The organism is Streptomyces sp. NPDC051183 (genome assembly GCF_040682455.1).
GTDB lineage: Bacteria > Actinomycetota > Actinomycetes > Streptomycetales > Streptomycetaceae > Streptomyces.
Genome location: NZ_JBFBBA010000058.1, coordinates 20218 through 37661 on the forward strand (window position 1 = coordinate 20218; position 17444 = coordinate 37661).

Genomic DNA, 17444 nt, shown 5'->3' on the forward strand with positions numbered 1-17444 from the left:
ACCCCCAACCGGAGGCGGGTCTAGTGGAGACCTCGGAGGCATGGTGTACCGACTGATCATCTTTCTCACCAGCTTCATCCTCGGTGTCCTCTTGTGCGCCGCCTGGATCAAGAACCCCTAGATCTCCCGCGCGGCGATCAGCCGTTACCCGCGCGGGACGCGCTCCCGAGAGCTTCTGGCACGCCCCCCTGCCAGGAAGGGAGCTGGGCCCGGCTGCATGTGTGGTCGCTCCCGAGTAGCCGGGCCCCATCAACCCCCGCCCCCAACGGGCGGGCAAGCCACATGTGCGGAGGTTGCTGTGACGATCACGCTCTCCCCTTACGACGCGCCGGTAGTCGACTGGACTGCCCTGCGAAACTTCAACGCCCTCCGAGGGCAGGCTCGAATCTCCCTCACGCCCAGGTGCGACCTGGCCTGCTTCTTCTGCCACAACGAGGGGGACACACCGCCCCCGCTCACGAAGAAGGACCGCACCCAGCAGCCGCGCCCCCGCGAACTGGCGGCCACGGACTACATCACGATCATCGGGGCCTTGGCCGACAGGGGCATGGATCGCTTCTACTTCACCGGAGGCGAGCCCCTCACGTCCCCGATGGCCCGCCCGGTTCTGTCCGGACTCCCGCCGCTCGGCCCGGACGGCTCGTACACCCTGATCACGAACGGCACCCACGTTCGCCAGCATCAGCCGTGGCTCGCCAAGACCCGGCTGGACAAGGTCAAGGTCTCCCTCCACTACTTCTCCGACGGCACCTTCCGGACCATCGCCCAGGCCCGCTTCGAGATCGCTCTCGTCCTCGACGGCATCGAGGCCGCCCGCGAGGTCTTCAAGGAAGTCGGACTGAACTGCCTTCTCCTCACGACCAACGCGCACGAGGTCCGAGGCATCCTCGACTTCGCTCTCAACCGCCGGATGCCGGTCCAGTTCATCGAACTCGTGAACACCGACTTCAACGCCGGAATCGTGGGCAACGCTGTCTCCGCAGACGACGTGATCCGCCACCTGCGGACCCTGACGACAGACGAGCGGATCGAGGTGGCCGGCGTCGGCCAGGGACGCCGCGTGTTCAACGTGGACGGCGTCAAGATCGACGTCATCCACCGGGACCTGGGCCGCCACCACGTCGGCCACTGCGGAACCTGCCCCCTGCGGTCGAAGTGCGTGGAGGGCTTCTGGTCGCTGCGGGTCGACCACGGCGGGGGCCTCCAGCCCTGCCTGCTGCGAGAAGACCTCCGGCTGGACCTCAAGGACCACCTGACCGACCCGGAGTACCTGGCCGAAGTCGTGGCCAAGCACGTCACCGCCTTCACGGAGGGAACCCTGTGATCGACGCCATCCAGCTCCCCAGCGCCTTCGAGCCCATCACCTACGACGGGGACCGCGCCGAGGTCTTCATCGCCCTCGAATCGCCCTCGGGCTTCGGCAAGTCCACCCTGGCCAAACTGCTGGCCCGGCGGTGGGACGGGACCGTCATACACACCCTGGACACCCCGCACGACGAGTGGTCGCGAGAAGCCGGCACCCTCAAGCCGCTGCCCCAGTTCGCGTTCTACCTGTCGGGACTGCTGAACGTCTCCGACCGCGCCCGCCAGGCCCTCACCAACGGCCCCGTGATCGCGGACCGGTACACGTCCTCTGTCGTGGCCTGCCAGGCCGCCATCCACGGCGCCACGACCTCCGAGGTGGATCGGCTGCTCCTCCCGTTCAGGCCCTACCTGGTGGTGCCGGACGCGACCTTCTACCTGCGCTGCACGGAGGAGACCCTCCGGAACCGCCTGGAGCAGAAGCCGGACTACAAGCAGGACGACGCAGACCTCTTCGGCATCCCCGGGCGCTTCAAGAGCCTCGTGGAGAGTTTCGATGCGGTCGCCGCCCAGGACCCCACCGCGGTCATGCTCGAAACGGACGGGCTCACCCCGAACGATCTCGTGCACGCCATCACAGCCCACATGGAGACCATCCGTGCTTAACCGCATCGACGTCGATGCGGTCGTCCGCGACGGAGGGGCATCCGGCCGCGTCCCTGAGCAGATCCACTCCGGGGTCGCCTGGTGGTTGGCCTCCTGCTTCGTCGTGGTGACCCGGGCGAATCAGCTCGTCGTCGCCCACGACGGGCACGAGGCCAGCAGCGAGTTCTTCGACCGCCTGTGCAGAGGAGCCATCAACGCCAGGCACTACGCCTGCAAGGTCTACGACCACGGCATCGCCAAGGAAGACGAGCTGCTCATCGCCATGACTGCCCTGGGCGGTGTTCCCGGGATGCACGTGAAGACGGACCCCGGGGACAACGGCGCCCAGGTCGTCACGATCACCTTGTACGGGAAGGACGGGAAGCCGCTGACCGACGAGTCCGGCCTCATCCTGATCCGCCAGATGATCAGCGAGGACCAGGTACCCATCCCGGTCAACGAGCACGCCCGAGGAACCATCGAGCCCTACCCGGGTGTGATGTGGAGGTAGAAGTGATCAACGCTGCGGAGATCATCGAGACCGAGACGAACATCCTCTTCGTCACCTTGGACTCCCTCCGGTACGACGTAGCCCGTCAAGCCCTCGACGAAGGGCTGACCCCGGCCCTGGCCGGCCTTCTCCCCGAAGGCGGCTGGGAGCTGCGCCAGACCCAGGGATCGTTCACCCTCCCGGCCCACACGGCGTACTTCTCCGGCTTCCTGCCCAAGCTGCCGCAGCCGGAGCAGCCGACGCGTCTCTGGGAGTGCCGCCCGCCGGCCTTCAAGAAGGTGCCACCTGAGACCTTCGTCTTCGACGCTCCGAACCTGCTGGTCGGGCTCGGGCAGCAGGGGTACCGCACCGTGTGCATCGGAGGCGTCACCTACTTCTCCCGGGAGACGCCGCTCGGTGGGGTGCTCCCGGCGATGTTCGACGAGGACCACTGGCGTCCGGAGTTCTGCTCGCCGGAACCGGACTCCACCCGGCATCAGGTCGACCAGGCGCTGAGCGTCGCGGAAGGGCACGCAGGTAGCCCGCTCTTCCTGTTCGTCAACGTGTCGGCCACGCACGTACCCCACGGGCATTACCTCGGTGAGAGCACGGACAGCGTCCTCTCGCAGGCCGCAGCACTCGCCTACGCTGACGAACACCTGGGGCGTCTGATCACCACGCTCACCCAGAATCAGCGGTGGCTGATCATCCTCTGCGCCGACCATGGCGACTCGTTCGGGGAAGACGGTTTCTGGGGTAGGGGGACTGCCCGACCCGAGGTGATGAATGTTCCGTTCGCGGCATTCACTCGGTGAATCAGGTCTACTCTCAATCGATATGGACCACACGGACAACACCCCGGACGCGGCCGTCATCGTGGCCGTGGACCAGGACGGACTTGTTGCGATTCTGAACGCGGAGTTCCCCCGCCACGGCGGTGAGTACCTGTTCCTCCCAGGTGGACGGGTCGAAGGGGACGAGACCCCCGAGGAGTGCGCTCGTCGGGAACTTCAGGAAGAAGCGGGCGTCACCGCGGAGTCCTGGAGGAGCCTCGGTTCGTACGCCATCACTCTCGGGAGCACGGCGCGCGTTCATCTCTTCGAGGCTCACGATCTCACCCTCGGTGCCCAGCAGCTCGAACCCTCCGAGGCAGACTTCAAGTTGTCTTGGTGGCCGATGCCGGACGCCATCCAGGCTGCTGCGGAAGGACAGTTCCTCCTCCCCGCCGGCCCCCTGGCGCTCATGCTGGCAGGCCGCGCGTGACGTGGCACGGACACAGGGAACCCCCGGCCTAAGGCCGGGGGTTCTTCCCACATCAGAGCACCTTTCGACTCACCTTTTCGTCAGCCAGGTAGACGATCTCCCTCACACCCGCAGAGCGGATGAGCTTCGCGCAGTCGGGGCATGGCGCCCTCGTTGTGTAGATCGTCGCGCCCTGGCAGGCCGGCCAGTCGGCGTACAGCAGCGCGTTGTCCTCGGCGTGTGTCTCAAGACAGTTCTCGTATGAGGTGCCGGAGGGGACTTCCGAGCGGCAGCGCGGGCACTCGCCACGACTGCACGACGGGCCTCCTGGAGGCGATCCGTTGTATCCCGTAGAGCTGATCCTCCGGTCAAGGCCGACCACCACAGCTCCGACGCGGCAGCGGCAACAATCACCTCGTGCAGCGACAGCCTGAGCGATGCTGATCCGCCACAACCCCTTCCCGGACGCCCCACCGGCCTACATCCGGGCCCGGCTCTACCGCTACCGGTTCACGACCTGGCGGGAGCTGCGCGAGACGGGCGAATGGTGGCACCGCAGGCTGCTGCGCGAGTACCTGCCGCCCACCCGGCTCGCGCGGCCGGCGCGCCCGGTGCCCTCAGGGCCGTCAGGGCCGTCAGGGCCGTCAGAGCCCGAGTAGCACCGCCTCCTGCTCCGGGGACAGGCCCGGGGCGGGCCGGTCGGTGCGCTGCGGGGCCACCCCGCCGAGTTCCCGGAGCCAGGCCCAGGTGTCGGCCACCGTCTCCTCCACGGGCCGGCACTTCAGGCCCGCGGCCAGGGCCTTGGCCACGTCGCCGCCGAACATGTAGTCGTGCATCTCGCCCTCGGGGAGCCAGATCGGCAGCTCGGTCCAGGGCGCCACTCCGGCCTCCTGGATCCGGGCCGGGTCGATCCAGCGGAGCTCCGCGCCGCCCGCGGTGACGGCCGAGCAGGCGTCGAGGAGGCCGCCCATGGTGGTGTGTCCGACCGGGGAGACCGCGTTGTACGCACCGCCGAGCCCGGCCCCGGCCGCGTCCAGGGTCCAGCGCGCGAGGTCCCGTACGTCGATGTACTGGAGCGGCAGTTCGCGCGGTCCGGCGGCGGGCACCGGGCCGCCGCGGGCGGTGCGGTTGAGCCACCAGGGCAGCCGGCCCACGTTCTCGTACGGGCCGATGATGAGGCCGGCGCGGACCAGCAGGGCGCGGTCGCCGAAGGCGTCCAGGGCCGCGAGTTCGCCGCCGCGCTTGTCCTCGGCGTAGGCGACGGAGGCGGCGTCCGGGGAGCCGTCGACCAGCGGGCCGTCCTCGGCGAGCCCGGCCGGGGCGGGGTAGGAGTACACGGAGCGGCTGGATATGTACACGTACCTGCCGACGCGGCCGCTCAGCAGCCGGGCGCTGTCGCGCACGGCGGTGGGGGCGCCGCCCCAGGTGTCGACGACGAGGTCCCACTCCCCCTCGGCGAGGGCGTCCAGGCCGCCGGGGGCGGTCCGGTCCCCGTGCACGGCGGTGGTGCCGGGCGGGGGCGCGTGGTGCCCGCGGTGGAAGACGGTCACCTCCCAGCCCCGGTCAAGGGCGTCTTCGGTGATCGCGCGTCCGACGAATTCGGTGCCACCCAGCATCAGCAGTTTCATGCGGGTGAGCCTGCCCGCTGGGGCCGGGCGGTGGAAGTCTTGATCGCCGACAGCGATGACGCTCACGGCGTACGGCGGTCGGGAACTCGGGGAACGGAACTCCGGGAACGAACTCGGGCAACGAGCTCCGGGAGCTGCGGGGAAGGCGGAACGCCCGAGCCCCCGGCGCCTGTGTCGGCGCGGGGGCTCGGCGTGACCGGGTCGTGTCGGCCTACGGCTCGACGGTCAGTCGATGCCGGGCAGGATGTGCGGCTCCGCGAGGTCGTCCTCGTAACCGGCGAGCCGGATCGGTGCGGACCGGGCCCAGACCTCCAGGTTGCCGAGCTGGTCCGGGCGGCTGCTGCTCCGCGGACCCGATCGCTCCATCAACGCCTGGTCGGTCGTCGTCAGTTCTGGTGTCACCGCGCACTCCTTTGTGTCGCGTAACCCGGGGGCGGACCGCTCCCGGGGCAGGATTAAAGGTTTTCCGGACGCGGTGGCGCCATGGTTCTCGATACGGAGGGTGGCCTTGGTGGGGCCGTCCGTGTCCCCCAGAGTACACATATGAGCGGACCCCCGCTCGATGGAAAGGCAAAATCCGCCCCGCCTACTCGTTTTCGCCCCGAATTCAGGCAGTCGTACGCCGGAGTGTCGACGGACGATGGTCTGCTCGGGCCCGGACGTGGGGGCGACGGAGGGAGCGAAGGGTGTCGGAGTCCGGGGTGCCGCGGGTGATCGGGACCGTCGAGGAGCTGATGGACCTGCTGCTCGCCTGCCGCGGGGCGTGGGACACGCCCGACCGCAGCGGGGATCCGGTCGATCTGCACGACCACGGGCTCCAGACGGCGGCGCTGCTGCGCCGCTCGCACCCCTTCGACAAGGAGTTGCAGGTCGCGGGCCTGGTCCACGACCTGGGCCACCTGCTGTTCCCCGGGGACGACGCGGGGCATGCCGACCACGCGGCGGAAGCGATCCGTCCGCTGCTGGGCGAGCGGGTGGCCCGGCTGGTGCGGCTGCACGTACCGGCCAAGCGCTATCTGGCCGCCGTGGAGCCGGAGCGGGCGCTGTCGCCGCAGAGCGCGCTGACGCTGCGCGCGCAGGGCGGGGTCATGGGCGCGGCCGAGGTGCGCGCCTTCGCGGCCGATCCCGACGGGGAGGCCGCGGTGCTCCTGCGCCAGGCCGACGACGCGGGGAAGGTGGTCGGCCTGGACGCGGGCGTGCTGGAGGACTGGCGTCCGGTGCTGGAGCTGGTGGCGGCGGGGGCGTACGACCGTACGGCGTGAGCCCCTCGTGACCCCGGTGCCGGGGCGAGGGCCCGGGCCGCTCCGACCGCGCCCCGCCGGTTACCAGTTGGCGGGGGCGTAGTCCTTCAGGAAGACGCCGTACAGGTCCTCGCCGTGCTCGCCGCGGACGATCGGGTCGTAGACCCGGGCCGCGCCGTCCACCAGGTCGAGGGGGGCGTGGAAGCCCTCCTCGGCGAGGCGGATCTTGTCGAAGTGCGGGCGCTCGTCGGTGATCCAGCCGGTGTCGACCGAGGTCATCAGGATGCGGTCGGTCTGGAACATCTCCTGGCCGCTGGTCCGCGTCACCATGTTCATCGCGGCCTTGGCGGCATTGGTGTTCGGGTGGCCCGCGCCCTTGTAGCCGCGGCTGAAGACGCCCTCCATCGCCGAGACGTTGACGACGTACGCACGCCCGCTGGACGCCCTGCGGGCGGCCTCGGCCATGGCCGGCCGGAGCGCGCTGATCAGGATGAACGGCGAGGTGTAGTTGCACAGCTGGGTTTCGAGCAGCTCCACGGGGGAGATCTGGTCGATGGTCTGCACCCAGGTGTTGCTCTCGACGACGTCGGGCAGCAGGCCGCCCGCGTCGATGGCGGTGCCGGCGAGGTGCCGCTCCAGGCTGGCGTTGCCGGCGACCAGGGCGAGGTCGGCGACCTTCTGCGCTTCGAGCCCGCTCACGCCGAGGGGCAGCGCGGCCAGGCCGTCGACCGCGCCGGAGTTGAAGGCGCCGATGACGTGGTGGGCCGGGAGCTCACCGGCGGGCAGCGGGGCGGCCTCCGCCTCGACCAGCGCCGCGTAGGCGGTGGGCAGGCGGCGCACGGTCTGCGTCGCGTTGTTGATCAGGATGTCGAGCGGACCGGCCTCGGTCACCTGGTCGGCGAGCGCCACGGCCTGGGCCGGGTCGCGCAGGTCGATGCCGACGACCTCCAGGCGGTGCATCCAGTCCGCCGAGTCGTCCATCGCCTTGAAGCGGCGGACGGCGTCCTTGGGGAAGCGGGTGGTGATCGTGGTGTGCGCGCCGTCGCGCAGCAGCCGCAGCGCGATGTACATGCCGATCTTGGCCCGGCCGCCGGTGAGCAGCGCGCGCTTGCCGGTGAGGTCGGCACTGGCCTCCCGCCGGGTCCGGTTCTCGACGGCGCACTCCGGGCAGAGCTGGTGGTAGAAGTAGTCGACCTCGACGTACCGCGTCTTGCAGACGTAGCAGGAGCGCGGGCGCTGGAGTATTCCGGCGATCCGGCCGGCCTCCGTGACCGAGGAGGGCAGGATGCCCTCGGTCTCGTCGTCGATGCGCTCGGCGGAGCCGGTCGCGGTCGCCTCGGTGACGGCCTTGTCGTTGGCGGTCTTGGCGGCGCGGCGCTCTTGGCGGCGGCGCTGCTTGACCGTGCGGTACAGACCGGCGGTGGCACGGCGTACGGTGATGGCGTCCGGGTGGTCGACGTCGAGCTTGTCCAGCTCGTCGAGGACGCTGAGGCACAGGGCCAGGCGGTCGGGGTCGATGCCCGGCCCGTAGCCGTGGCCTTCCCCGGTCACGTGGTTGTCTTCGGTCACCGTCATGGCCGCTGCCGTTCCTTGCTCGCTCGTCCGCATCCGCCTGCTGCGGAAGGCCCCAAAAGGGAAACTGTACGGATCCCCCGCGCCCGGAACCAAACTCATGGGCGGCCGCCTCACGCACCGCGAGCGGGCTGTCACGTAATGGGTGTGTTCAGCACGCTCCGCGCTCGTTCGGGACTGGTTCGCGGTCCGTTCGGGATCGGTTCGCGCGGGGGTCCGGCCGCGATGCCGCCGGGGTCCGCCCGGACTCGAATCCCGGTGGAGGCGTGCGGCGCGGCACACCCCTTCCCCGGGGCCGGGCGCGGTGCCCGGTCGGCGTGAATGCGACGGGTGCACCGGGGGCGTACCGGGGCCGTGCTGGGACCCCGGCAGCGGAGGGTGGAATTCCTGTGCCCGAGGTGGCTGAAAGCACCACGTTCTGCCCTCATGTACTGCTTCTGGAGTATGCCTTGAGCATGACTAAGGACGTCCTCCAGGGGGAGGAATAGCCCGCCCGGGTGGGGCATTGTGGATTTCATGAGTGCCCTAGTGCTTTCGGTCCTCCTCTGCTTGGTGTCCGCCGTGGCATACGCGGGTGGAGCGATCGTCCAGGAACGGGTCGCGTCCAGTACGACGGGCCGGCCGTACGCCCCCGTGCGCCGATGCGGCTGGTACGCCGCCATCACGCTGAACGGCCTCGGCGCGCTGCTCCACGTGCTGGCGCTCGCGTACGGGCCGCTGAGTCTGGTGCAGCCGCTCGGGGCGCTCACGATCGTCTTCGCGCTGCCGATGGCGGCCGTGTTCGTACGCCGCCGGGCCGGCGCGGCCGCCTGGCGCGGGGCCGTACTGGCCACCGTGGGACTGGCGGGGCTGCTCGCCCTGACGGGCGGCGGCGGGCGGGAGGAGCAGACGCTGGTCGGCAGTGAGCAGACCATGCTGCTGACCGCGACCGGCGCCGCCGTGGCCGTGCTGTTCCTGGCCGCGCACCGGATGCACCGGGCGGTGCTGCACAGCGTGCTGCTGGCCGCGGCCGCCGGAACGGCCTTCGGAATGGCCTCGGTGTTCACGAAGTCGGTGGCCGAGGGCTTCAGCCTCGACGCCCTGACCTCCCTGTGGCCGGACCTGGCGGCCATCGCCGCCCTCGCGGCCGTCGGGCTGCTGCTCTCCCAGGCCGCGTACCGGGGTGCCGGGCTGACCGCGCCGCTGGCCACCGTGACGGTGGTCAACCCGGTGATCGCGGCCGCCGTCGGGATCTCGCTCTTCGACGAGGGCTTCCGCTACGGGGCGGCCGGCACCGCCGCCGCGCTGGCGAGCGCGGGGCTGGCGGCGGCCGGGCTGATCCTGCTCACGGTCGTGCCGCAGCACGTGCGCGGCTCAGAGACCGCTCCCGCCGAGGCCGCTCCCGCCGAGCCCGTGCTCGCCTACGCGGGCCCGTCCGGGCCGGGGTCCGGGTCCGCGCCCCTCGTACGCCTCGGGTCAGATGTCGACCCCGTGTCCGCGGAGGTACTTCAGCGGGTCGATGTCGGTGCCGTAGCCGGCCCCCGTGCGCATTTCGAAGTGCAGGTGCGGTCCCGTCGTGTTGCCGGTCGAGCCGGAGCGGCCGATCCGCTGCCCGCCGGAGACCTGCTGACCGGCCTTGACCCCGAGCGCCGAAAGGTGCGCGTACTGGGAGTACCGGCCGTCGCCGTGCCGGATCACGACCTGGTATCCGTACGCACCGGCCCAGCCGGCGGAGACGACCTGGCCGGAGCCGACGGACCTGACGGCGGTTCCGGTCGCCACCGGGAAGTCGATGCCCGTGTGGTAGCCGCTGGACCAGGAGGAACCCGAGACGCGGTACGCGGTGCCGAGGCCGGCGTCGACGGGGGCGAAGAAGCCGCCCGCGGCCGGCTGCTCTTTCACTGAGGCGGGCTGGGGGGCCGGTTTCTCGACCGGCTTCTCGACCGGCTTTTCCGCGGGCTTCCCGTCCGGTTTCCCGGCGGCCGGTTCCACCGGCTTGACGGGCTCGGCCGTGCGCGGCGGCTTCTCCGGGTTCCGGGCGGGCGGTGCGGCGGTGATGCGCAGGGTGAGCCGCTGCCCGGGGAAGATCAGGTTCGGGTTGCCGCCCACGGTGGCCCGGTTGGTCTCGTACAGCGCCTGCCAGCCGCCCTCGACGTGCTGCTCGGTGGCGATCGCCGACAGCGAGTCCCCCGGCGCGACGACGTACGGGCTCGGCAGTACCGAGGTGCCGGTCGGGCGGGGTACGGCCGGCTGCTGGGGCGGGGGCGGCACCTGGGACTGCCGCTGGGACTGGACCTGAGCCTGGCTCTGGATCTGGGCCTGCGGCCGGGACTGGGCCTGGGGGCTCACGGCGGGGGTCGGGCCGCTGCGGCTGAGCCCGGCCCGCTTCCCGCAGGCCGGCCAGGCCTGCGGGCCCTGCCCCTTGAGGACCTTCTCCGCGACCGCGATCTGCTGGTCCTTGGTGGCCAGGTCGGCGCGGGCGGCGTACGCGGTGCCGCCGAAGGCGCGCCAGGTGCTCTGGCTGAACTGGAGCCCGCCGTAATAGCCGTTGCCGGTGTTGATGTGCCAGTTGTTGGTGGACTCGCAGGTGGCGACCTTGTTCCAGGTGTCCACGGACGCGGCGTGGGCGGCGTCGGCGCCTATGAGGGGGAGCGCTATGCCCGCGCCGCCGGCGGTGACGGCGAGCGATGCCCGGTTGATGCTGCTCGGCTGATACCGGCGGTGCCGGCCCCGTACACCCATGGGAGCCCCCATTGAAGACATCAGGAACCGCACAACTTAACGCTGCGATCAGGGCATGACAAGGGGCGCAACAGGGCGCACTCAAGCGGGAGTTGAAGTGACCGCGAGTGACGGGCGGCCGGTCCGTTCCGGTGTCGCCGTATCGTCGGTGCTCCCGCGGTGCCCCACCCCTTTCCCCTCCGCACGCCGACGCACGCCGACGCACTCAGGAGACCGACGATGACCAGCAGCAGCGCCCAGATCGGAGTCACGGGACTCGCGGTGATGGGCAGCAACCTCGCCCGGAACTTCGCCCGCAACGGTTTCACCGTCGCCGTGCACAACCGCACGGCGGCCAGGACCGCGGCTCTGGTGGAGGAGTTCGGGCACGAGGGAGGCTTCGTCGCGGCCGGCTCCGCGAAGGAGTTCGTCGACGCGCTGGAGCGCCCGCGCCGCCTGATCGTCATGGTGAAGGCGGGCGAACCGACCGATGCGGTGATCCGCGAGTTCGCCCCGCTGCTGGAGCCGGGCGACGTCGTCATCGACGGCGGCAACGCGCACTTCGAGGACACCCGCAGGCGGGAGCGGGAACTGCGCGAGCTGGGGCTCCACTTCGTCGGCGTGGGCATCTCCGGCGGCGAGGAGGGCGCACTGCTCGGGCCGAGCATCATGCCCGGCGGCTCGGCGGAGTCGTACGCCTCCCTCGGCCCGCTGCTGGAGAAGATCGCGGCGAAGGCCGCCGACGGCACGCCGTGCACCTCGCACGTGGGTCCCGACGGCGCCGGGCACTTCGTCAAGATGGTGCACAACGGCATCGAGTACGCCGACATGCAGCTCATCGCCGAGGCGTACCACCTGCTGCGCGAGGTCGCCGGCTACTCCCCCGCGAGGATCGCGGAAACGTTCCGGTCCTGGAACCGCGGGCGGCTGGACTCGTACCTGATCGAGATCACGGCGGAGGTCCTCGCGCACGCGGACGCCGCGACCGGCCGCCCGTACGTGGACGTCGTGGCCGATGCCGCCGAGCAGAAGGGCACCGGCCGCTGGACGGTGCAGATCGCCCTCGACCTGGGGGTGCCGGTCTCGGGCATCGCCGAGGCGGTCTTCGCCCGAGCGGTTTCGGGCCACGGCGAGCTGCGTACGGCTGCCCGCGGGCTCGCGGGGCCCTCGGCGGCGCCGCTGTCGCCGGAGGCGGCGGACGCCTTCGCCGCCCGGGTGGAGCAGGCCCTGTACGCCTCGAAGATCGTCTCGTACACCCAGGGCTTCCATCAGATCCAGGCCGGCAGCGCGGAGTACGGCTGGGGCGTGGACCCCGGCGCGGTGGCCTCCCTGTGGCGCGGCGGCTGCATCATCCGGGCCGCGTTCCTGGACCGGATCCGCGCCGCCTACGATGCCCGGCCCGGCCTGCCGAGCCTGCTGGCGGACGCGGGCTTCGCCCGGGAGATCGGCGCGGCCCAGGACGACTGGCGTGCGGTGCTGGTGGCGGCGGTGAGCCAGGGCATCCCGGTACCGGCCTTCGCGGCCTCGCTGGCGTACTACGACGCGCTGCGCGCCGAGCGGCTCCCGGCGGCCCTCACCCAGGGCCAGCGGGACTTCTTCGGGGCGCACACCTACCGGCGCACCGACCGCGAGGGCTCGTTCCACACCCTGTGGGGCGGCGACCGCTCCGAGGTCCGTACGGACTGATCCCGCTCAGCTCCAGGGCCCGGGCTGCGGCAGCGGCGCGGGCCCGGGCGGCGGTGGCACCGGGTCGGGCTCCGGGAAGGGGACGGGCTCGGGGGGCACCGGGCGCGGGATGGGATCCGGGTCCGGGAACGGGTTGGGGTTGGGGTTGGGGGGCGGGGTCGGATCGGGTTCGGGGGGCGGCGGCTGCGTCTCTTCGAGTTTTCGCACCATAGGGCGATTTTCCCGCAATATCAGCGCTCGCGCCCCGTCACCACAGGTCGGAGTCCGAGGCCAGCTGCGCCTTGGCCGCCTCCACGACCGGCGCCGGCGCCTCGGGCGCCTGGTCGGGGTGTTTGGCGACCCAGCTCGCGGCGTACGGGCAGAGCGGGACCACGGGCACCCCTTCGGCGGCGGCGATCCCGTAGAAGGTCCGCACCAGATCCCCGGCGATCCCGCGGCCCTCGTGCCCCGGCTCGACGACGGTGTGCACCGCGACCAGGGCGTGGGGCGGCCCGGAGAGCACGAAGTAGGCGATGAAGCCGACCGGCGCCCCGTCCTCGACGGCCAGCAGCCACCCGGCCTTGCGGTCGTCCTGGAACCCGATCGACGTGCTCTGCGGCATGGTCCCCCGCTCCCGTCAGACAGCCACCGCGTGGGGGCTGCGCTCCTGGTCCGTTCCCGGCACGGGCGCGGAGGGGTCCGCGCCGAGCTCGATGATCCGGTTGTCCGCGTCGACGTGCACGACGCGGGGCTTCAGCGCCCGGGCCTCGGCGTCCTCGACCTGCGCGTAGCTGATGAGGATGACGAGGTCCCCGGGGTGCACGAGATGGGCGGCGGCCCCGTTGATCCCGATGACCCCGGACCCGCGCTCGCCTTCGATGATGTAGGTCTCCAGCCGCGCACCGTTGGTGATGTCCACGATGTGCACCAGTTCCCCGGGCAACAGGTCGGCCGCGTCGAGCAGATCTGCGTCGACGGTCACGGACCCCACGTAGTGCAGGTCGGCCTGGGTGACCGTGGCCCGGTGGATCTTGGACTTGAACATGGTACGAAGCATGCGAATACTCCCGATATGTCTGCTCCCTGCCTGCTGCCCGCAGGTCAAGGGCGGTCTCCGGAGCCTACAACGATTCGTATGTTCGGTCAGCAGGCCCAAGCGGCGGGAGCAGTCGAGCAGGCCGGCACCGTGCGGCCGTGCATCTGCCTCGTGATCAAGCTAGCCCGCAGACATCGCCGCGTCGCGCGTGCTGAGGATCTGGTCGATCAGACCGTAGGCCAGGGCCTCTGGGGCGGTGAGGATCTTGTCGCGCTCGATGTCCTCACTGACCTCCTCCTCGTTCTTGTGGGAGTGCCGGGCGAGCATCCCCACCAGCTGAGAGCGCATCCGGATGATCTCGTTGGCGACGATCTCCAGGTCGGACAGCTGCCCCCGGCCAGTGCCGCCGGAAGGCTGATGGATCAGGACCCGCGAGTGCGGCAGCGCCATGCGCTTGCCCGGCGTACCTGCGGCGAGCAACACGGCCGCAGCGGACGCCGCCTGTCCCATGCAGACCGTCTGGACGTCCGGCTTCACGTACTGCATGGTGTCGTAGATGGCGGTCAGAGCCGTGAACGAACCACCGGGCGAGTTGATGTAGACGGAGATGTCGCGGTCCGGGTCCATGGACTCGAGGCAGATGAGCTGAGCCATGATGTCGTTCGCCGACACATCGTCAATCTCGGAGCCGAGAAAGATTATCCGCTCCTCGAACAGCTTCGCGTAGGGGTCGCATTCACGAATTCCCTGCGAGGTCCGCTCCGTGAATCGCGGAACGACATATCGCGCGGACGGCCCTAAAGCGTCGATGTATCCACTCGACTCCCGCGGCTGCGTTTCGGCCATTTCCTTTTCCTTCCGCGATTTTAACGAAGTCGCTCATTTGGAGCACCCCAACAACGTCACGCCACCCAAATAATGGATACGCGGGGAAGCGGCGGGCAGGGAAGATGTTTCGCTCTGGGCTCAGCGGATCACGACGCCACCAACCCTGCGGCCCCATACGTTTCCTTGCCCTTCAGGGCCGGTACGGCACCTCTCCAACCAGCGGTCTCCCGATGGTTCCGGGGCCGGAAGGCCTGCACCGGAGCCATCCGCTATTACGCCCCGGGCGCAATCTGCCAAAGCGCGACGCCGCGGCAGCCGCGTTCGCGGATCTCACGAGAGAGGCCCACGGTGTTGGCCGAGCCGATGCGTACCTGATGACGCGTCGTATCCAGCGGGCGACGGCGCTGCTGGTCGGCATGCCGCCCGGGGCCTTCCGGCACCAGATCGGTGTTCTTCGAGTCGGACGGCGCCTCGCCGGTCGGCTACTACGGTCGCGAGGGCCTGGCCGACCAGGTGGGCACGGACAGGAAGGGCGCCGCTGATTGCCCCCTCGCTGTTCCGGGATCGTGGATTCACCAGGGGGCTGGCTGCGGCGTTGGTGTTCTGCTGCGGCAACTACGGGCTGTTCCCGACGTCTGCGGCCGCCGCCGGACCTTCACCGTCGGCCTGGCCGCCTTCGGTCTCGCGTCGCTGCTCAGTGCCACCGCCCCCGGCCCGGCGCCGCCGAGCCCACAGTTGACCACGAAGTAATCACAACCGGGCATATCCACCCGGCCAGAAGGAGCATGCTCCGGCCATCTTGCTTTGCTACTTCTGAGTCACCCACACGGTCATGTACGGTCCGGAAGCGCTTCGTCCGTTTCACCGCCGCCGCCCGATGAGGACCCATGCCCGCCCATGCAAACACCCTGGTTGCCGCTCTCCTGAGACGAGAAAGCAAGCGCGGAAGGGCGTTGGCTCCTTGAGATTCCGGATAGATCGCTCGAACAACACGTTTACGTACCCGTCTCGGGAGTGGAACCGGCCCGAGCCGACGCCCGCCCCGCCCGCCCCGGCCGCCCCGGCCGCCCCGGCCGCCCAGACCGTGGAGCCGGAGGTCGTCGAGGCGCCGCTGTCGCCCCACGAGATCGACCTCCTGCGCGCCTCCGTCTCTGTGGTCGAGCCACTCGCCTCCGACATGACGGTCTACTTCTACGCGATCCTCTTCGCCCGCTACCCCGAGGTCCGCCCGATGTTCCCCCCGGGAATGGACACCCAGCGCGGCCGACTGCTGCGCGCACTGCTGCGCATCGTGGACCTGGTCGACGACCCGCAGAGCCTGGTCCGCTTCTGCGGGCACCTCGGCCGCGATCACCGCAAGTTCGGCACGCTCAGTGCGCACTTCCCCGCCGTGGGCGAGTGCCTCCTCGCCTCACTCGCCCGCTACGCGGGCCCCGCATGGACCTCGGAGATCGCTGCCGTCTGGACGAAGGCGTACGGCGTGGTCGCCCAAGTCATGATCAGCGCAGCCGAGGAGGACGAGGCACTGCGGCCTGCCGTGTGGCCCGCCACGGTGGTCCACCGCGTGGCGCGCGGACACGGCATCGCAGAGATCACCGTGCATCCGCACACTCCGTACGAGTACGCCGCCGGACAATACGTGAGTCTGGAGACTCCCTGGTGGCCGAAGCAGTGGCGCTACTACTCCCCGGCCAACGCGCCCCGGGAGGACGGCACACTCACCTTCCACGTCCGCGCGGTGCCCAACGGCACGGTCAGCACGGCGCTGGTTGACCGGGCGGTGGTGGGCAGCGTGATACGGCTGGGCCCTCCGATGGGCGACATGGTCCTGGACACCGCCGTCTACAGCGATCTGCTCTTCGTCGCCGGGGGCACCGGCCTCGCCCCGATCCGCGCACTCGTCGAAGAGGTCGCCCGACGCGGTGAGCACCACCAGGTCGACCTGTTCCTCGGTGCGCGTACCGGCGACGAGCTCTACGGAGTCGACGACATGCTCCGGATGTCCCAGCGGCACCACTGGCTGACCATCAGGGGCGCGGTCTCCCACGAGTACATCCCCGGACTGCGGGGGTCCCTGCCGGAGGTCCTGTCCGAATTCGGCCCGTGGTACCACCACGACGTCTATCTCAGCGGCCCGACCCAGATGGTCGCCTCCGCCAGCCAGACCCTCACCCTCAACGGCACCCCACCCGACCGCATCCATCACGACCCGTTCGAGACGCCCGTCCTGTCCCTTTCCTGAGCCACGCACTCACCCGTCTGCCAGGAGGACTCCCCGTGGCGATACCCCCGTACCCCTTCGGATCAGCAGGTGAGCACCGGCTGCAACAGCAGCTGGGCACCGCCGACCGTGCCGCCCGGTTCTACGACCGACAGGTACGCCCATGCCTCACACCCGAAATGCAGGACTTCATCAGCCGCCAGGCCATGGTGTTCCTCGCCACCGCCGACTCCCGCGGAGAATGTGACGCCAGCTTCCGCGCCGGCCCGCCGGGATTCGTCCGCGTCTTCGACGACCGCACCCTCGCCTACCCCGAATTCCGCGGGAACGGCGTGCTCGCAAGCGCCGGCAACATGACGGAGAATCCCCACCTGGGCATGCTCTTCGTTGACTTCACCCACCACCACGTGGGCCTGCACGTCAACGGCACGGCCAGGCTCCACACCGACGCGGGCCTGCGCTCCCTCCATCCCGGCCTGCCCGCCGAAGTCACGCCCGGGCGCAGTCCGGAGATGTGGGTCCAGCTGAGCGTCGAAGAGGCCTACATCCATTGCTCCAAGCACATTCCCCACCTGGAGCCGGCCCCCCGGCCCACTGGCCACGACGCAGCGCGCCCGAAGGACACGGACTACTTCACCGGAGCCCCCTAGTACTGCAACCGCATCTGCCGTGACGGGTGCTGGATTGGTTCGTTGTTCCGACTGTGCGATGAATCGTTGACGGTTGAGCAGGTCGAGTCGTGGTCCGAGGGAGTGGCTGGGTTCCATGCCCGGTTCGCTCACCGTTTCGGCAGGTCGGAGCCCCGCGAGAGGGCGTCGGACTACCTGAACGGGTTGCTCGCGCCGCTTGAGAAGAAGAACGGGTGGACGCTGTC

Annotated in this window: 17 protein-coding genes and 3 pseudogenes; 12 read left to right on the plus strand and 8 right to left on the minus strand. The window is 70.2% G+C overall.

From position 1 onward, the window contains the following. The first annotated feature begins 298 nt into the window (after window positions 1-298). The 5 genes from AB0M99_RS33800 to AB0M99_RS33820 are packed head-to-tail and all read left to right on the plus strand — an operon-like array spanning window position 299 to window position 3700. A complete protein-coding gene (locus AB0M99_RS33800) occupies window positions 299-1324 on the plus strand; it encodes a radical SAM protein (RefSeq protein WP_365927364.1) in 1026 nt (341 codons plus the stop codon). Next, window positions 1321-1968, plus strand: a complete 648-nt coding sequence (locus AB0M99_RS33805; protein WP_365927366.1) for a thymidylate kinase — start codon at window positions 1321-1323, stop codon at window positions 1966-1968. The genes AB0M99_RS33800 and AB0M99_RS33805 overlap by 4 nt, the downstream gene beginning before the upstream one ends. Then, on the plus strand, window positions 1961-2458 hold the full coding sequence (locus AB0M99_RS33810) for a hypothetical protein (RefSeq protein ID WP_365927368.1): 498 nt from the start codon (window positions 1961-1963) through the stop codon (window positions 2456-2458). Before AB0M99_RS33805 ends, AB0M99_RS33810 begins: the two co-directional genes overlap by 8 nt. Before the next feature lie 2 nt (window positions 2459-2460). Beyond that, the gene (locus AB0M99_RS33815; RefSeq protein WP_365927370.1) at window positions 2461-3252 is read left to right on the plus strand and encodes an STM4013/SEN3800 family hydrolase; all 792 of its coding nucleotides are present in this window, start codon (window positions 2461-2463) and stop codon (window positions 3250-3252) included. Window positions 3253-3274: 22 nt separating this feature from the next. Continuing rightward, window positions 3275-3700 carry an NUDIX hydrolase gene (locus AB0M99_RS33820; protein ID WP_365927372.1) on the plus strand — a complete coding sequence of 142 codons (426 nt, stop codon included), beginning with the start codon at window positions 3275-3277 and terminating at the stop codon, window positions 3698-3700. Between the two features lie 52 nt (window positions 3701-3752). Here AB0M99_RS33820 and AB0M99_RS33825 read toward each other — a convergent pair whose 3' ends face one another. After that, window positions 3753-4133 carry a deaminase gene (locus AB0M99_RS33825; RefSeq protein ID WP_365927374.1) on the minus strand — a complete coding sequence of 127 codons (381 nt, stop codon included), beginning with the start codon at window positions 4131-4133 and terminating at the stop codon, window positions 3753-3755. Here AB0M99_RS33825 and AB0M99_RS33830 point away from each other — a divergent pair. Continuing rightward, a pseudogene (locus AB0M99_RS33830) lies at window positions 4120-4338 on the plus strand (lipase maturation factor family protein); the annotation flags it as partial. The gene AB0M99_RS33825 and the pseudogene AB0M99_RS33830 sit on opposite strands and share 14 nt — an antisense overlap. On the opposite strand, the gene AB0M99_RS33835 reads toward AB0M99_RS33830, so the two are convergent. Continuing rightward, a complete protein-coding gene (locus tag AB0M99_RS33835) occupies window positions 4324-5307 on the minus strand; it encodes an NAD-dependent epimerase/dehydratase family protein (protein WP_365927376.1) in 984 nt (327 codons plus the stop codon). The pseudogene AB0M99_RS33830 and the gene AB0M99_RS33835 sit on opposite strands and share 15 nt — an antisense overlap. A gap of 225 nt (window positions 5308-5532) precedes the next feature. Continuing rightward, window positions 5533-5709: a hypothetical protein gene (locus AB0M99_RS33840; protein ID WP_365927398.1), complete on the minus strand. Its 177-nt coding sequence runs from the start codon at window positions 5707-5709 to the stop codon at window positions 5533-5535. A gap of 332 nt (window positions 5710-6041) precedes the next feature. Here AB0M99_RS33840 and AB0M99_RS33845 point away from each other — a divergent pair, with 332 nt between their 5' ends. Beyond that, the gene (locus tag AB0M99_RS33845; RefSeq protein ID WP_365927396.1) at window positions 6042-6569 is read left to right on the plus strand and encodes an HD domain-containing protein; all 528 of its coding nucleotides are present in this window, start codon (window positions 6042-6044) and stop codon (window positions 6567-6569) included. Window positions 6570-6629: 60 nt separating this feature from the next. Here AB0M99_RS33845 and AB0M99_RS33850 read toward each other — a convergent pair whose 3' ends face one another. Beyond that, the gene (locus AB0M99_RS33850) at window positions 6630-8123 is read right to left on the minus strand and encodes an SDR family NAD(P)-dependent oxidoreductase (protein WP_365927378.1); all 1494 of its coding nucleotides are present in this window, start codon (window positions 8121-8123) and stop codon (window positions 6630-6632) included. A gap of 513 nt (window positions 8124-8636) precedes the next feature. On the opposite strand from AB0M99_RS33850, the pseudogene AB0M99_RS33855 reads away from it, so the two are divergent. Then, window positions 8637-9449, plus strand: a pseudogene (locus tag AB0M99_RS33855) (DMT family transporter); the annotation flags it as partial. Window positions 9450-9575: 126 nt separating this feature from the next. Here the strand turns inward: AB0M99_RS33855 and AB0M99_RS33860 are convergent. After that, a complete protein-coding gene (locus AB0M99_RS33860) occupies window positions 9576-10841 on the minus strand; it encodes a transglycosylase family protein (protein ID WP_365927380.1) in 1266 nt (421 codons plus the stop codon). A 219-nt stretch (window positions 10842-11060) separates the two neighbouring features. Between AB0M99_RS33860 and gndA the strand changes: the two genes are divergently transcribed. Continuing rightward, the gene (gene gndA, locus AB0M99_RS33865) at window positions 11061-12506 is read left to right on the plus strand and encodes an NADP-dependent phosphogluconate dehydrogenase (RefSeq protein ID WP_365927382.1); all 1446 of its coding nucleotides are present in this window, start codon (window positions 11061-11063) and stop codon (window positions 12504-12506) included. Between the two features lie 247 nt (window positions 12507-12753). On the opposite strand, the gene AB0M99_RS33870 is transcribed toward gndA, so the two are convergent. The 3 genes from AB0M99_RS33870 to AB0M99_RS33880 all read right to left on the minus strand — a co-directional run bounded on the left by AB0M99_RS33870 (window position 12754) and on the right by AB0M99_RS33880 (window position 14367). Further along, window positions 12754-13107 carry a GNAT family N-acetyltransferase gene (locus tag AB0M99_RS33870; RefSeq protein ID WP_365927384.1) on the minus strand — a complete coding sequence of 118 codons (354 nt, stop codon included), beginning with the start codon at window positions 13105-13107 and terminating at the stop codon, window positions 12754-12756. A gap of 15 nt (window positions 13108-13122) precedes the next feature. Continuing rightward, on the minus strand, window positions 13123-13542 hold the full coding sequence (panD, locus tag AB0M99_RS33875) for an aspartate 1-decarboxylase (protein WP_365927386.1): 420 nt from the start codon (window positions 13540-13542) through the stop codon (window positions 13123-13125). A gap of 159 nt (window positions 13543-13701) precedes the next feature. Beyond that, window positions 13702-14367, minus strand: coding sequence for an ATP-dependent Clp protease proteolytic subunit (locus AB0M99_RS33880; RefSeq protein ID WP_365927388.1), 666 nt, complete (start codon window positions 14365-14367; stop codon window positions 13702-13704). Window positions 14368-15310: 943 nt separating this feature from the next. Between AB0M99_RS33880 and AB0M99_RS33885 the strand changes: the two genes are divergently transcribed. The 3 genes and pseudogenes from AB0M99_RS33885 to AB0M99_RS33895 all read left to right on the plus strand — a co-directional run. Continuing rightward, window positions 15311-16591, plus strand: coding sequence for a globin domain-containing protein (locus AB0M99_RS33885; protein WP_365927390.1), 1281 nt, complete (start codon window positions 15311-15313; stop codon window positions 16589-16591). Window positions 16592-16626: 35 nt separating this feature from the next. Beyond that, a complete protein-coding gene (locus AB0M99_RS33890; protein WP_365927392.1) occupies window positions 16627-17220 on the plus strand; it encodes a pyridoxamine 5'-phosphate oxidase family protein in 594 nt (197 codons plus the stop codon). A gap of 102 nt (window positions 17221-17322) precedes the next feature. Continuing rightward, window positions 17323-17444: pseudogene (locus tag AB0M99_RS33895) on the plus strand (IS701 family transposase); the annotation flags it as partial.

Excerpts from the sequence above, each read along its gene's own strand:
- gndA (WP_365927382.1), top strand. The coding sequence starts at position 11,061 with ATGACCAGCAGCAGCGCCCAGATCGGAGTCACGGGACTCGCGGTGATG.
- AB0M99_RS33870 (WP_365927384.1), bottom strand. The coding sequence starts at position 13,107 with ATGCCGCAGAGCACGTCGATCGGGTTCCAGGACGACCGCAAGGCCGGG.
- AB0M99_RS33845 (WP_365927396.1), top strand. The coding sequence starts at position 6,042 with ATGGACCTGCTGCTCGCCTGCCGCGGGGCGTGGGACACGCCCGACCGC.
- AB0M99_RS33835 (WP_365927376.1), bottom strand. The coding sequence starts at position 5,307 with ATGAAACTGCTGATGCTGGGTGGCACCGAATTCGTCGGACGCGCGATC.
- AB0M99_RS33820 (WP_365927372.1), top strand. The coding sequence starts at position 3,275 with ATGGACCACACGGACAACACCCCGGACGCGGCCGTCATCGTGGCCGTG.
- AB0M99_RS33880 (WP_365927388.1), bottom strand. The coding sequence starts at position 14,367 with ATGGCCGAAACGCAGCCGCGGGAGTCGAGTGGATACATCGACGCTTTA.
- panD (WP_365927386.1), bottom strand. The coding sequence starts at position 13,542 with ATGCTTCGTACCATGTTCAAGTCCAAGATCCACCGGGCCACGGTCACC.
- AB0M99_RS33860 (WP_365927380.1), bottom strand. The coding sequence starts at position 10,841 with ATGGGTGTACGGGGCCGGCACCGCCGGTATCAGCCGAGCAGCATCAAC.
- AB0M99_RS33850 (WP_365927378.1), bottom strand. The coding sequence starts at position 8,123 with ATGACGGTGACCGAAGACAACCACGTGACCGGGGAAGGCCACGGCTAC.